The organism is Sphingomonas sp. KR3-1 (assembly GCF_040049295.1).
GTDB lineage: Bacteria > Pseudomonadota > Alphaproteobacteria > Sphingomonadales > Sphingomonadaceae > Sphingomonas.
Map to the genome: position 1 here is coordinate 483,314 of NZ_JBDZDQ010000002.1, position 13,487 is coordinate 496,800.

General features: G+C 66.4%; 13 protein-coding genes. 4 read left to right on the plus strand and 9 right to left on the minus strand.

Features of this window, described 5'->3' with window-relative positions; genetic code table 11:
* Positions 1–93 precede the first annotated feature (93 nt).
* The gene (locus tag ABLE38_RS14110; protein ID WP_348974864.1) at positions 94–741 is read left to right on the plus strand and encodes a hypothetical protein; all 648 of its coding nucleotides are present in this window, start codon (positions 94–96) and stop codon (positions 739–741) included.
* A gap of 50 nt (positions 742–791) precedes the next feature.
* On the opposite strand, the gene cyoD is transcribed toward ABLE38_RS14110, so the two are convergent.
* The 4 genes from cyoD to cyoA are packed head-to-tail and all read right to left on the minus strand — an operon-like array spanning position 792 to position 4,917.
* Positions 792–1,136 (minus strand): cytochrome o ubiquinol oxidase subunit IV, encoded by a 345-nt coding sequence (gene cyoD / locus ABLE38_RS14115; protein WP_348974865.1) that lies wholly within the window; start codon positions 1,134–1,136, stop codon positions 792–794.
* Complete coding sequence (gene cyoC, locus ABLE38_RS14120) at positions 1,133–1,765, minus strand: cytochrome o ubiquinol oxidase subunit III (RefSeq protein WP_348974866.1); 633 nt, start codon at positions 1,763–1,765, stop codon at positions 1,133–1,135. The genes cyoD and cyoC overlap by 4 nt, the downstream gene beginning before the upstream one ends.
* A 1-nt stretch (position 1,766) precedes the next feature.
* A complete protein-coding gene (gene cyoB / locus ABLE38_RS14125) occupies positions 1,767–3,764 on the minus strand; it encodes a cytochrome o ubiquinol oxidase subunit I (protein WP_348974867.1) in 1,998 nt (665 codons plus the stop codon).
* Between the two features lie 16 nt (positions 3,765–3,780).
* Complete coding sequence (gene cyoA, locus ABLE38_RS14130) at positions 3,781–4,917, minus strand: ubiquinol oxidase subunit II (RefSeq protein WP_348974868.1); 1,137 nt, start codon at positions 4,915–4,917, stop codon at positions 3,781–3,783.
* Positions 4,918–5,072: 155 nt separating this feature from the next.
* Here cyoA and ABLE38_RS14135 point away from each other — a divergent pair, with 155 nt between their 5' ends.
* Both ABLE38_RS14135 and ABLE38_RS14140 read left to right on the plus strand, forming a co-directional pair.
* The gene (locus ABLE38_RS14135) at positions 5,073–6,401 is read left to right on the plus strand and encodes an MFS transporter (RefSeq protein ID WP_348974869.1); all 1,329 of its coding nucleotides are present in this window, start codon (positions 5,073–5,075) and stop codon (positions 6,399–6,401) included.
* Between the two features lie 54 nt (positions 6,402–6,455).
* The gene (locus ABLE38_RS14140; protein ID WP_348974870.1) at positions 6,456–6,866 is read left to right on the plus strand and encodes a hypothetical protein; all 411 of its coding nucleotides are present in this window, start codon (positions 6,456–6,458) and stop codon (positions 6,864–6,866) included.
* Between the two features lie 57 nt (positions 6,867–6,923).
* Here ABLE38_RS14140 and nusG read toward each other — a convergent pair whose 3' ends face one another.
* The 5 genes from nusG to ABLE38_RS14165 all read right to left on the minus strand — a co-directional run bounded on the left by nusG (position 6,924) and on the right by ABLE38_RS14165 (position 11,830).
* On the minus strand, positions 6,924–7,463 hold the full coding sequence (nusG, locus tag ABLE38_RS14145; RefSeq protein ID WP_348974871.1) for a transcription termination/antitermination protein NusG: 540 nt from the start codon (positions 7,461–7,463) through the stop codon (positions 6,924–6,926).
* A 34-nt stretch (positions 7,464–7,497) separates the two neighbouring features.
* Complete coding sequence (gene secE, locus ABLE38_RS14150) at positions 7,498–7,695, minus strand: preprotein translocase subunit SecE (RefSeq protein WP_348974872.1); 198 nt, start codon at positions 7,693–7,695, stop codon at positions 7,498–7,500.
* Between the two features lie 167 nt (positions 7,696–7,862).
* Positions 7,863–8,444, minus strand: a complete 582-nt coding sequence (locus ABLE38_RS14155; RefSeq protein ID WP_348974873.1) for a YqaA family protein — start codon at positions 8,442–8,444, stop codon at positions 7,863–7,865.
* A 96-nt stretch (positions 8,445–8,540) separates the two neighbouring features.
* Positions 8,541–11,534, minus strand: a complete 2,994-nt coding sequence (locus ABLE38_RS14160) for a glycosyl hydrolase family 28-related protein (protein ID WP_348974874.1) — start codon at positions 11,532–11,534, stop codon at positions 8,541–8,543.
* A gap of 56 nt (positions 11,535–11,590) precedes the next feature.
* Positions 11,591–11,830 (minus strand): LuxR C-terminal-related transcriptional regulator, encoded by a 240-nt coding sequence (locus ABLE38_RS14165; protein ID WP_348975219.1) that lies wholly within the window; start codon positions 11,828–11,830, stop codon positions 11,591–11,593.
* 301 nt (positions 11,831–12,131) lie between these two features.
* Here ABLE38_RS14165 and ABLE38_RS14170 point away from each other — a divergent pair, with 301 nt between their 5' ends.
* The gene (locus tag ABLE38_RS14170) at positions 12,132–13,472 is read left to right on the plus strand and encodes a gluconate:H+ symporter (RefSeq protein ID WP_348974875.1); all 1,341 of its coding nucleotides are present in this window, start codon (positions 12,132–12,134) and stop codon (positions 13,470–13,472) included.
* Positions 13,473–13,487: the final 15 nt, after the last annotated feature.

Consider the following 13,487-nt stretch of genomic DNA (forward strand, 5'->3'; position numbering starts at 1 on the left):
CGTACGCCGTCACAGGCTGTGCGTACCGGCGGCACGAGCACAAGCTCCCATGAGACTGCCGGGGCAATCCAGGAGGCGCCTGGAGAAGATGCCATGTTCAAGCACAACCGTACGGCCGTTCTTGCGGCCACCGGCCTGATCCTCGCCACCGCGGGGGTCGCCTGGGCCTATACCACCGATACCGACGACCACGGCACGATCAGCAACATCAGCGGCGGCAAGCGGTTCGTCATCCAGCAGCGTACCGACAGCATCCCCGGCCGCGCCGAGTTGCGCGGCACATCCAGCACCACCGGCGTCTCGGCGAGCGGCCGGTTCAAGCTGGTCAGCGGCGGCAAATATGTGAGCGTGATGCAGGTGCTCAACGTCGTCGCGGCAGGCTCCACCTCGGGCCCGTCCGAGCCGATTACCCAACTCGCCGTGCGGCCCAAATCGGGCGGAAACTACGAGTTCTACATCGTCCAGGGCAGCCAGGTCTGCAGCGGCGCGCCGACAGTGGTGGTGGGCAGTTCCTACGATGTCAGCGTATCGGTGAGCACCGGTCAGAGCCCGGGCTACACGATCAACGGCGTGAGCTGCAAGAAGTCCAACCCCGACGGCGACAAGGCCGGCACGGTGTTCGACGGCAGCCTGAAGAGCGGGCGCTATTTCTACCCGAAGATGGGCGCCTACAACACCAGCAGCAACCAGTCACAGAGCGGCGGCGGCTCGACGATCGAGTGGACCGAGATCGCGATCTAGGCGGGGTTGGGGGATCGGCCGGGCCTAGAATGGCCGATCCCCCACAAGCGCTAGTGCCCGCCGCCCATATCCTGCGGCATCGGCATCATGTTGGCGTTGAGGTGGTACATCACCCAGATCGAGCCGCCGATCGTCAGCACCACGATCACCGTGGTGAACAGGAAGGCGAGCAGCGTCCATCCGCCTTCCGACCGCGTGTCGAGGTGCAGGAAGAACAGCACGTGCACCACGATCTGGACGATCGCGAAGCCGAAGATGATTGCCGCGGTCCAGCCCGGGGCGAGCTGCGGGCCGCTCATCACCAGCCAGAAGGGGATCACCGTCAGGATGATCGCCAGGACCGAGCCGAGGCGGTGGCCATTGCCATGCGCGGGGGTGTTGCCGGGGGTGCTCAACGGATCACTCCAAACAGATAGACGAAGGTGAAGACGCCGATCCAGATGATGTCGAGGAAATGCCAGAACATCGAAAGGCAGATCAGCCGCCGGCGAGTCGCGTCGTTGAGGCCGTGCTGGCCGATCTGGACCAGCATCGTCACCAGCCAGATCAGGCCGATGGTCACGTGTGCGCCGTGGGTGCCGACCAGGGTGAAGAAGGCCGAGAGGAAGGCGCTGCGGCCAGGCCCGGCATTCTCGGCGATCAGGTGCGAGAATTCGTAGAGCTCGATCCCGATGAAGCCGGCGCCGAGCAGCCCGGTCAGCACCAGCCAGAAGCGCACCGCGCCGGTGCGGCCCGCCTCCATGTGCGGCATCGCCTCGCCGAAGGTGATCGACGAGGCAAGCAGCAGGCCGGTGTTGAGCGCGACGAGCTTCAGGTCGAAGATCTCGCGCGGCACCGGTCCGCCGGCAAAGGCCGTGCTCACCACGCCGAACATCGCGAACAGCGAGGCGAAGATGAGGGCGTCGCTCATCAGGTAGATCCAGAAGCCCAGGATCGTCGGGCCGGTGGCCGCGTGATCGTGATGCGCTTCCTCGGCGAGATACCAGATCGGCTCCGCCTGGGGGTCGAGTGCGTGGTCGGTCATGTCAGGCCCCCTGTGCAAGCAGCTGCGTGCGCTTGTCCTCGGTTTGGGCGACTTCCTCGGCGGGGATGAAATAGTCGCGCTTGAAGTTGAAGCTATGGCCGATGGCGACGACGAACAGGCCGATAAAGGCGAGTGCTGCAAGCCACCACATGTACCAGACCATCGCGAAGCCCATCACCAGCGCCAGGCCGGAGAGGATCACGCCCGCGCCGGTGTTCTTCGGCATGTGGATCGGCTGGAAGCCGGTGGTCGGGCGCCGATAGCCGCGGGTCTTCATGTCCTGCCAGGCGTCGAGGTCGTGGATCACCGGCGTGAAGGCGTAGTTATAGGCCGGCGGCGGAGACGAGGTCGACCATTCGAGCGTGCGGGCGTCCCAGGGATCGCCGGTCACGTCCTTCAGCTGGTCGCGCTTCAGCCAGCCGACCAGGATGCTCATCACGAAGCCGAGGATGCCGACCAGGATGATCACCGCGCCGATCGCCGCGATCACGAAATAGGGCTGGATCGAGGGGTCGTCGAAATGGTTCACGCGGCGCGTCGTGCCCATCAGGCCGACGATGTAGATCGGCGTCCAGGCGACCCAATAGCCGATCACCCAGCCCCAGAAGGCGACCTTGCCCCAGAACTCGTCGAGCTTGAAGCCGAAGGCCTTGGGGAACCAGTAGACCATCGCCGCGAACAGGCCGAACACCACGCCGCCGATGATCGTGTTGTGGAAGTGCGCGACGAGGAACAGCGAGTTGTGCAGCACGAAGTCGGCCGGCGGGATGGCGAGCAGCACGCCGGTCATGCCGCCCACGGTGAAGGTCAGCATGAAGGCGACGACCCACATCATCGGCAGCTCGAAGCGGATGTTGCCGCGGTACATCGTGAACAGCCAGTTGAAGATCTTCGCGCCGGTCGGGATCGAGATCACCATCGTGGCGATGCCGAAGAAGCTGTTGACCGTCGGGCCAGCGCCCATGGTGAAGAAGTGGTGCAGCCACACCAGATAGCTCAGGATGGTGATGACCACCGTCGCGTAGACCATCGACGAATAGCCGAACAGGCGCTTGCCGGTGAAGGTCTGGGTGATCTCGGAATAGATGCCGAAGGCCGGAAGGACGAGGACATAGACCTCGGGATGGCCCCAGATCCACACCATGTTCCAGTACATCATCGGCGCGCCGCCGAGCTCGTTGGTGAAGAAGTGCGTGCCGGCATAGCGATCGAGCAGCAGCAGGAAGAAGGCCGCGGTCAGCGCCGGGAAGATGGCGATGGCGAGGATGTTAGAGCAGAGCGCGGTCCAGCAGAACACCGGCATCCGCATCATCGTCATGCCCGGGGCGCGCATCTTGATGATCGTCGCGACCATGTTGATCGCCGAGAGTGTCGTGCCGACGCCGGCTATCTGCAGCGACCATAGATAATAGTCGACGCCTGTGTCGGGGCTATAGGCCAGCCCCGCCAACGGCGCGTAGGACAGCCAGCCGGTCCGCGCGAACTCGCCGACGAACAGCGAGATCATGGTCAGCACCGCGCCCGCCACGGTCAGCCAGAAGCTGAGATTGTTGAGGAACGGGAAGGCCACGTCGCGCGCGCCGATCTGCATCGGCATGACGAAGTTGATGATGCCCACCACCAGCGGGATCGCCACGAAGAAGATCATGATCGTCCCGTGCGCGGTGAAGATCTGGTCATAATGATGCGGCGGCAAATAGCCCGGGTTGCTGCCGAACGCGACCGCCTGCTGCGCCCGCATCATCAGCGCATCGGAGAAGCCGCGCAGCAGCATCACGATGCCCAGGATGATGTACATGATGCCGATCTTCTTGTGATCGACGCTGGTGAACCACTCGGTCCACAGATAGCCCCACAGCTTGTACTTGGTCACCACGCCGACCAGGCCGAGGCCGAGCAGCGAGACGACGATGAAGGTGCCGAGCAGGATCGGCTCGTGGAAGGGGAAGGAGTCGAGCGTCAGGCGCCCGAACACCGTCTTGATCAAGGTATCACTCATGGCGGTTCCGATGCGCTCAGGCCTGGGCGGCGCGCGGGGCGCCGGGGAGGGGGTTCAGGGCGGACATGTCCCGGTTGTGCGGGTCGCCGGGCTTGCTGCTCCCGGGCGGTTGCCCCTCCTGGGGCTTGGTCACGGGCGGGGCGCCTTTCATCTCCTCGGGTGATTTTTGCAGCGCCGGCGTCGGCGTCATCGCGGGCATCGGCGCCATCTGCGGCGCCGGCTTGCCCGCGGCGCGCAGCGCATCGGCGCGCATCACGTCGACCATGCAGGGCGTGCCGGGCGCGACGCACTGGTTGACGATCCGGTCGAACAGCCCCGGCTGGATGGCGGAGAAGCGCATCACCGGCACCTTCTCGCTCGGCTTGGCCAACGCGAGATAGGCGCTGGTGTCCAGCTTGCCGCCGGCCTTCGCGCCCGCGACCCAGGCGTCGAAGTCCGCGTTGCTCACGCCGCGCAGCTTGAAGCGCATGTCCGAATAGCCGCGGCCGGTATAGTTGCCCGAATAGCCCCAGCTTTCGCCCGGCTTGTTGAGCACGGCGTTCAGCTCCGATTTCATCGTCGGCATCGCATAGATCATGCCCGCCAGCGTCGGCGCGTAGAAGGTGTTGAACTGGTCGGTCGAGGTGATCGAGAAGTGCACCGGCCGGTCGACCGGCAGCGCCAGCTCGTTGACCGTGGCGATGCCCAGCTCGGGATAGATGAACAGCCACTTCCAATCGAGCCCGACCGCCTGCACCTCGAGCGGCCTGGTGCCGGCGGGGATCGGCTTGCCCGGCGCGATGCGCTCGAGCGGGCGGAAGGGATCGAGCAAATGAGTGCTCGTCCAGGTCACCGCGCTCAGCGCGATGATGATCAGCAGCGGGCAAGTCCAGATGATCAGCTCGAGCGTGGTCGAGTGGTCGAATTCCGGATCATAGACCTTGTTCGGATTGCTCTTGCGATACTTCCACGCGAACCAGATCGTCAGCGCCAGCACCGGCACGATGATCAGCAGCATGACGCCTGTCGAGAACAGGATCAGGTTGCGCTGCTGGACGGCGATGTCCCCGGTCGGGTTCATCACCACCATGTCGCAGCCGCCCAGCAGGGCCGGCAGCGCGAGGATGGAAAGGCTGATTGCCCGGCGAGTTCGCTTGGATCCTGGTCTCCGCATGCGCCCCAGCTACCCCTCAGTTGCGCGGCTGCCTTTGACCGGAGTCAAAGGGCCGCCCGTCGCTCTCGGCTAGATTGAACCAACATCGCGCTGAATCGTTGCGCACGCGTTCCTCCCGAACGCGCGTTGCGCCGAAGACAAAGGACAAAAGGGGTATGGTGGCTACGCTGAGCTCGACGAATTCGACATCGCTCGAACGCGACGCCCGCCTGATCAACGCGCGCGGGCACGAGGTCCGCCCGGCGGACATCGCCGTCGGCGTCATCATTGGCCGTGCCTCGGAGTTCTTCGATTTCTTCGTCTACGCCATCGCCTCGGTGCTGGTGTTCCCGTCGGTGATCTTCTCCTTCGCCGATCCGCTGACCGGCACGCTCTATTCCTTCGCGATGTTCGCGCTGGCGTTCGTTGCCCGCCCGTTCGGCGCGCTGCTCTTCGTCTGGCTCGATCGCAAGCATGGGCGCGGGGTGAAGCTCACCATCGCGATGTTCCTGCTCGGCGGCTCGACCGCGGCGATGGCCTTCCTACCCGGCTATGCCCAGGCGGGCAGCCTGGCGGTGCTCCTGCTCGCGCTGTTTCGGCTCGGCCAGGGCTTCGCGCAGGGCGGCACCTGGGACGGGTTGCCCTCGCTGCTCGCCTTGAACGCGCCCGCCTCCAAGCGCGGCTTCTACGCGATGATCCCGCAGCTTGGGGCGCCGATCGGCCTGTTCGTGGCGGTGGCGGTGTTCGCCTTCCTGCTCACCGCGCTCAGCCCTGCCGACTTCCTCGACTGGGGCTGGCGCTATCCCTTCTTCGTCGCCTTCGTGATCAACGTCGTCGCGCTGTTCGCCCGGCTGCGCCTGATCTCCACGCCGGAGTTCGAGCGGTTGTTCGAGAGCCAGGAGCTCCAGCCGACGCCGGTTGGCGAGCTGTTCCGCGAGGAAGGGCGCACCGTCATCCTCGGCGCCTTCGCTCCGCTTGCCAGCTTCGCGCTGTTCCACCTGGTCACCGTCTTCCCGCTCTCCTGGGTGGTGCTGCACGGCGCGCCGGCGGTGGACTTCCTGACGATCGAGCTGGTCGGCGCCGTGGTCGGCCTGCTCGCGGTGGTCGCCTCGGGCTATATCGCCGACGCCATCGGCCGCCGCACGCTGCTCGGCGTCTCGGCCGTGCTGATCGGAGCCTATAGTGGCTTCGCGCCGCAGCTGCTCGCGCACGGCCCGGCGGGCGAATGGACCTATATGGTCCTCGGCTTCATCCTGCTCGGCCTGTCGTTCGGCCAGAGCTCGGGTGCGGTGAACAGCAGCTTCTCGGCCAAGCGGCGCTACACCGGGGCCGGCACCACCGCGACTGCCTCCTGGTTCATCGGCGCCGGCTTCGCCCCGCTCGCCGCCTTGTTCCTGGCGAGCCAGTTCGGGCTGATCGCGGTGGGCGGCTATCTGCTGTCGGGCGCGGTCTGCACGCTGGCGGCGCTGGGCCTCAACCGCGAGCTTGGCCGCAAGGAGAGCTAAGCGCCTTCGGATACAATCCGCAAACCGCGCATTTCCCCTTGGCCCCAAGGAGCGATGCGCGTGCTAAGCGAGCTGCAACGGCTACACGGCCAGATATTGGCCAATCTCGACGAGCTGGAGGCGCTGACGGCGCTCGGCGAACCGCCGATGCACCGTCTCTCCGCCGTCCGGCTGGCACTCACCCGCGCCAGCCGCGCGCGGACGATGCTGCTCGATCGGCTCTATCCCACGCTGATCGCGGGTGCGGGCGCTGCAGACCGGGCCGTGCTGGAAAGGCTTCGCGGCGAGGCGAAGGACAATCTGGTCACCTCGGTAAACCATATCGGCAACTGGACGGTGCGCGAGATCACCGCGCGCTGGGCCGATTATTGCACGGCCTCGCACGCGCTGCGCGCTGCGATGCGCGACCGGATCGCGCGCGAGATCGCCGTGGTCTACCCGCTGCTCGCCGACAGGGCCGCCTGAACGCAAAAGGCCGGAGCGTCGCCGCCCCGGCCTTTTGATGCGCCTGGAAGTGAGGGGTTACTTGACCCGCTCGACGTCCTCGAAGCCCAGCTCCAGCGGCGTCGCGCGACCGAAGATCGAGATCGAGACCTTGACGCGGCTCTTGTCGTAATCGAGCTCCTCGACCACGCCCGAGAAGGTCGCGAAGTTGCCGCTGGTGACCTTGACGGTGTCGCCGATGTCGTAGTCGACCTTGACCCGTGCCTTGGGCGCGGCGGTGGCCGCCTCGTCCTTGGTGTTGAGGATGCGCGCGGCTTCGGCCTCGCTGATCGGCTGGGGCTTGCCCGACGAACCGAGGAAGCCCGTCACCTTCGGCGTGTTCTTCACCAGGTGGTAGACGTCGTCGTTCATCTCGAGCTTGGCGAGGACATAGCCCGGGAAGAACTTCCGCTCGGACTGGATCTTCTTGCCGCGGCGGACCTCGGTCACCGTCTCGGTCGGCACCTCGACGGCTTCGACCAGGCGGTCGAGGCCCATGCGGGTGGCGTCGGCCAGGATCTGGTCGCGGACCTTGCCCTCGAAGCCCGAATAGGCGTGGATGATGTACCAGCGCGCCATGCGTTCGTTCTTTCCCTTTGGTTCTGTGATCGGCTTACTGCGCCAGGCGCAGCAGCGAATTGACGATGAAGTCGAAGATCGAGTCGATGCCGAGGAAGAAGGCGCCGAGCAGCGTGGTCATGATCATCACCATCACGCCGGTCATGATCGTCTCGCGGCGCGAGGGCCACACGATCTTGCGCGCTTCGGTCTGCACCTGCTTCACGAATTCGGTCGGACTGGTCTTCGCCACCGGGGCATCCTCGCTTCAAAGTTCGCCAACTGCGGGGCATGGGTCCGCTGCCCGGTCCTTCTGGAAGGAACCGGTGCTTACCCACCCACGCTGTCGGATTGGGGTTGGTATCTAGCGAGTCGCGTCCCGTGGCGCAAGCTGCGCCGCGGGGAAAAGAAACAAGCGGCTCAGAACAGCGCGACGGCGACGAAACCGAGCACGATCAGGCCCAGGAACGCCCAGGCCAGCAGGTCCAGCCGCTTCTCGATGAATTCCTGCACCGGCGCGCCGAAGCGCTTGAGCAGCGCGGCGACGATGAAGAAGCGGGCGCCGCGGGTGATCGCGCACAGCAGCACGAACAGCGGGAAGTTGAAGCTCGCCGCGCCGCTGGCGATCGTCACGAGCTTGAACGGGATCGGGGTCAGGCCCTTCAGCAGGATGATCCAGGTGCCATATTCGCTCTGATAGGCGTGGATCGCTTCTTGGAGCTTGGCTTCCAGATGATAGGTGTGAACGATCCACTGGCCGACGGTCTGCATCAGGCCGTAGCCGATATAATAGCCGAGCATCGCACCCAGCACCGAGGCGACGGTGCACACCAGCGCGATGCGGAACGCCCGCTCGCGGCGCGCGATGATCATCGGGATCAGCATCGCGTCGGGCGGGATCGGGAAGAAGCTGCTCTCCACGAAGGAGACGAGGCCAAGCAGCCAGATCGCATGGCGGTGCTCGGCCATGCGCAGCACCCAGTCATACAAGCGTCGAAACATCGGGACCGGGCAACTTTCGCAGAAATTTCAGTCGCGCGGCTATGGCATCCGAACCGGGCTTTGGGAAGATGGCGCCGCGCCGGCGAGGCGGGTGCGTCAGATCGCCACTGCGTAGAGCGCGTGATGGGCGAGGATGAACAGCGTGTGCCCGCCCGCGCCGCCGATCACCAGCTGGAGCGGCCGCTCGGGCACGTCGATCCGCCGGATCGGCTTGCCGCCCGCGTCATAGACGAACACCTGCCCGTTCGCGACATAGAGCGTGCCGTCCGCGGCCCGCGCCACGCTCTCGCCGCCGCGATCGGCGACGATGCGCAGGTCGGTGACGGTGCCGTTCGGCCCGACCAGCCCGCTATAGGTCCGGTTCTCCGAGCCGTTGGTCAGCGTCACTCGCTCGCCGGGCCGCGCCGCGACCAGGCCATGCGCATCGAGCGTGTCCGACCAGCGCCAGCCATTGTGGTCGTCGGGCCCCTGGTTCCAGACGCGGAAGGCGGGGAGGACGAGCGATCCGTCGGGCGAGACATATTCGCGCGGCTTCGGCGTGCCCATTGCCTTCAGGAAGAAGTCGGCGAGCGGCGGGAACTGGTAGGTCGCCGGATCGATGCGGTCGGCGAACTCGCCATTCGCCCACATGTTGCCCGGCAGCAGCGTCGCGGCGCCGGCGTGCGGCTTGGCCGGGGTAGGGGCGATCACCTGCACGTTGCCGGGTGTCGCCGGGTCGATGCTGTAGACGCTGGCATCGTGCCCGGCCGAGGACAGCACCAGCAGATGGCCCGAGCGATCGACCGCCAGGCTCACCGGATCGAGCGGCGCATCCGCGACGATCGTCAGCCCTTCCTTGGCCGACCAGCCATGGATGCGCTGGAACTGGCGGTCGATGAAATAGAGCTTGCCCTTTGCATCCACTGCCGCGCCGGCGATCGAATAGAAGCCGTCCGCCAGCTTCTCGACCCCGGGCGACACCGGCACCGACGTCTTTGATGCGGCAACCGCGCCGACATCGAGCCGGGCGAACTCGCGCTCGCGCACTTCCTGGCCGCCGGTCAGGTCCTTTATCGCATTCTCGAACGGATATTTGCTCGCCCGCACATAGGTGCCGCAGCCCTTGTCGTCGCAGCTCGCGAAGGCGCTCTCGGCGTTCACATGGACATTGCGGAAGCGGATGTCGCTCGAGTTGGTCAGCTTCACCGCCGCGTCCATCGGCTTGGCCGAGCGGGTGACGCGGTAGCCGTGATAATTGGCGAACAGGATGTTGCGCGAATTGCGGAACTCGGTGGAGATCGCATTGACCCCGTCGCGCACCTCCTGCTCGGTCTGCGGCGCCAGGAACTCCCAGTTCTCGACATGATCGAACACGATCTCGACCCGGTAGTGATGCTCGGCCGACAGCTCGTAGACATGGCCGGGCGTCTTGGTGTCCGAGACGTAGAATCCTGCCGAGGCCAGCGTGTTCGGCGACCAGATCGCCGCGAAGGTGCCGCCGCCGCCATCGGTCACCCAGATGCTCGGATGCTGGCCGTCGAAGCGCGCCTTGGGATCCCCGAAGCCGATCGGGCTGCCCTTGGTCAACACCGTACCGCCGCCGCCCTGGATCTTGACGTCGTTGACCATCGACGCCGCGCCCGCCTTCCACAGCAGCGCGGTGGCGCGGGGATTGACCCCGCCGGTCCACAACCCGAGCCCGGAGACGATCGCATCGCCGCCCTTCGCGCTCTCGAGCAAGGCCCTGGCGCTGCCCACGCCCGCATAGGCCGGTGTCTCGTCGGGCAGATAAAGATGCGTCAGGCTCGGATGCAGCGCGATCAGCACGCTGTCCGGCTGCAGCCTGAGCGTGTCGGTCACCCGGTAGCGGCCCATCGGCAGATAGACCACGCGGTGCGTGTCGATCGCGCGTTGCAGCGCCGCGGTGTCGTCGGTCTCGTCATCGCCCTTCACGCCGAGGTCGCGGACATTGGCCCATTCGCTGACCGGCGGCAGCGCGCGGATCGCGGGCGCTTGGCGCTTCGGCATCTTCGAAAGCGGCGCCATCGTCACATCGGTCGCGAAGTCGCCCATCGCGCCCAGGCCAGGGAGCTTGAGGCCGTAGGAGAAGTCGCTGACCCGGTAGCTGCGGCCCTGTCCCGCCACGATCCTGCCGCTGTCGCGGAAGCGGGCGAACACCGGCGTGCCCGTCGCCACCGCATTGTCGAAGCCGATCTGGGTGAAGACGCTGTCCTCGTTCGAGATCAGCACCCCGGCGCGCGACACATTCTCGAAGCGGACGTCCTTGCCCCACAGCGAATCCGAATAGCCGCGGTCGATCTCGATCCCGACGGGCACGTTGCGGATCGCGACATTGACCAACGTCAGGTCGACCTCATGCTCGCGGATCGCCGCGTCGCGCTGTCCCTCGAACTCCGAATCGATCAGCGTGAACTGCCAGGCGGGCGAGGTCTTCTCGGTGACGATGCCGTAGCGCCCGCCATAGAAGCGCAGATCCTCGCATTCGTTGCCGGCCTGGTAGATGCCGGCCAGGCCGGAACCCAGATGGAAGTCGATATGGCGCAGGAAGCCGTGCTGCGCGACGCGGAAGCGCACCGCGACCGCGCCCGCATTGCCCTGGCCGATCTCGAAATCGACGTTGGACAGCGCCGAATAGAAGGTGCTCGAGGTCGCGTCGTAGATGTCGGGATTGGCCGGCACGCTGGTCGGCGGCGGCACCGGCACCGCGCCGACGCGGTACTGGTCCTCGCCGGTGAAGCTTACCATCGCCGCCACGCCCGCGCCATAGCCGGGCGTGTTGTCGTCGAGCACGATCACCGGCCGGGTCGCGCCGACGCCGAACACGCGCACGGCGGAGCGCAGGAAGATCGTCCGGCTGATCCGGTAGCGTCCCGAGGGCAGGAAGACGATTCCGCCATGCCCGCCGGCTGCCGCCGCATCGATCGCCTGCTGGAGCGCGGCGCTGTCGTCGCTGCGGCCGTCGCCCGCGCCCTTCACGACGATCGCGCGCGGGTCGTTCGGCTGAGTGCGATAGACCGAGGTCGATCCGGCCAGCGCGGGCAGGGGCGCAAGCAGCATCAGCGCGACAAGCAGGCGAAAGGCCTTCAGCATAGCGTCCCCCGAACCGGAAATTGAAAGGTGCAAGCCGGCGCGCGCGGCGCCGCAAATCAGGAAAGCGGGATCGCCAGCGCCTGGGCCGCGATCGCCACCTGGGTGCGGTTGCGGACGTTGAGCTTGCGCATCAGCGCGGTCATGTGCGCCTTCACCGTCGCCTCGGCGATGCCGAGCTCGAACGCGATCTGCTTGTTGAGCTGGCCCGAATGCACGCCGCGCATCACCTTGAGCTGCGTCGGCGTCAGCCGCACCGGCGTGCCGGCGCGATCGAAGGTGCAGGGCATCGCCGCCATGGCCTGACCGGTTTCCTGGGAAATCCCCGTCATGTCATCCTCTCCTAGGCTCTTTGGCCTTGCGCGGAGCCACCAGGTTCCGCGATCTATCCAGGTTCCGATTGTTCGGAATCAGTTGGACAGGTTTCAGTATGTTCCTCGAATGTGAGCGCTAGCAAGCCTTTTTCATTGCCGAATGACAAAAATCTGTCCTACAGATCATGCTACTCGGCAGCCAAATACGAAAAAGTGGCGGACTTCTGGGGAGGACAACGATGTCAGAGATTTCGCCCGGCGCGGCGCCGGCTTGGGATCATTCGCGATGACCGGCGGCGACATCCGGCTGGTGCTGGCCGCGCTCGCGGGCATCGCGCTTGCAATCGTGCTGATCGTCCGCGGGCGGCTTCATCCCTTTATCGGCCTGCTCTGCGGCGCCTTCGCTGTCGGGCTGCTCGCCGGCCTGCCTTTGGCCGACACCGCAAAGGCGGTGCAGAAGGGCGTGGGCGACATCGTCGGCGGCACCGGTCTGGTTGTCGCGCTCGGCCTGTCGCTCGGCGCGATGCTGCATTTGTCAGGCGCGGCCGCGTCGCTCGCCACCGGCGCGCTGCGGCTGACCGGGCCCAGGGCCGCCCCCTGGGCAACGCTCGGCATCGCGATCGTCATCGGCCTGCCGCTGTTCTTCGAGACCGGGCTGGTGCTGCTGCTGCCGATCGTGGTCGCCGCGGCCCGGGCGATGCCCGACAATGGCGATCCCGACGGCACCAAGCTGCGGCTGATCATGCCCGCGCTCGCCGGCCTGGGCGTGGTCCACGCGCTGGTGCCGCCGCATCCGGGGCCGCTGCTCGCCGTCGACGCGCTGCACGCAAGCCTGGGCCTGACGATGCTCTACGGCGTGATCATCGCCATTCCGATCGCGATCCTGGCCGGGCCGGTACTGGCGAAATTCGTCACGCCCGGCGTCAAGCTTGCCGAGCCGGTGCTGAGCGATCCCGTGCCCGACATGCTGCCGCCGCGCCGGGCGCTGTCGCTGTTCATCGTGCTGCTGCCGATCGTGCTGATCGCGTCAGGCGAGCTCGGCAAGCTGGTGCCCTGGCTTGCGGAGGCGCCCTGGCTCGCCGCCGCTGCCAACCCCGTGCTGGCGCTGCTCGTCACCAACCTGCTGGCGCTGCCCTTGCTGTTCGGCCGGCGCCTCGCCGAGGCGAGCATCCAGGATGCGATCTGGTTCGAGACGATGGGCGCGGCCGGCGCGATCCTGCTGGCGATCGGCGCGGGCGGGGCGCTCAAGCAGGTGCTGGTCACCGCCGGCCTGTCGGACCTGCTGGCCCGGCTGGTGCTGATGTACGCGATCTCGCCCTTGCTGCTCGGCTGGCTCGTCGCGGTCGGCATCCGTCTGGCCGCCGGCTCGGCGACGGTGGCGACGATCACCGCCGTAGGCATCATGCCCGGCGTGGTCGCTGCCTCGGGTGCCTCGCCCGAGCTGGTCGTGCTGGCGATCGGCGCGGGCTCGGTGTTCTTCAGCCACGTCAACGATCCGGGCTTCTGGCTGGTCAAGGGCTATATGGGCACCAGCACGGCGGACACCTTCCGCACCTGGTCGCTGCTCGAGACGGTGATCTCGGTGGCCGGACTCGCCATGGTGGTGGGGCTCAGTTACATTGTCTGAGACGCGGAAACACCC

Excerpts from the sequence above, each read along its gene's own strand:
- ABLE38_RS14110 (WP_348974864.1), top strand. The coding sequence starts at position 94 with ATGTTCAAGCACAACCGTACGGCCGTTCTTGCGGCCACCGGCCTGATC.
- cyoC (WP_348974866.1), bottom strand. The coding sequence starts at position 1,765 with ATGACCGACCACGCACTCGACCCCCAGGCGGAGCCGATCTGGTATCTC.
- cyoB (WP_348974867.1), bottom strand. The coding sequence starts at position 3,764 with ATGAGTGATACCTTGATCAAGACGGTGTTCGGGCGCCTGACGCTCGAC.
- cyoA (WP_348974868.1), bottom strand. The coding sequence starts at position 4,917 with ATGCGGAGACCAGGATCCAAGCGAACTCGCCGGGCAATCAGCCTTTCC.
- ABLE38_RS14135 (WP_348974869.1), top strand. The coding sequence starts at position 5,073 with ATGGTGGCTACGCTGAGCTCGACGAATTCGACATCGCTCGAACGCGAC.
- ABLE38_RS14140 (WP_348974870.1), top strand. The coding sequence starts at position 6,456 with ATGCGCGTGCTAAGCGAGCTGCAACGGCTACACGGCCAGATATTGGCC.
- nusG (WP_348974871.1), bottom strand. The coding sequence starts at position 7,463 with ATGGCGCGCTGGTACATCATCCACGCCTATTCGGGCTTCGAGGGCAAG.
- ABLE38_RS14155 (WP_348974873.1), bottom strand. The coding sequence starts at position 8,444 with ATGTTTCGACGCTTGTATGACTGGGTGCTGCGCATGGCCGAGCACCGC.
- ABLE38_RS14160 (WP_348974874.1), bottom strand. The coding sequence starts at position 11,534 with ATGCTGAAGGCCTTTCGCCTGCTTGTCGCGCTGATGCTGCTTGCGCCC.
- ABLE38_RS14165 (WP_348975219.1), bottom strand. The coding sequence starts at position 11,830 with ATGGCGGCGATGCCCTGCACCTTCGATCGCGCCGGCACGCCGGTGCGG.
- ABLE38_RS14170 (WP_348974875.1), top strand. The coding sequence starts at position 12,132 with ATGACCGGCGGCGACATCCGGCTGGTGCTGGCCGCGCTCGCGGGCATC.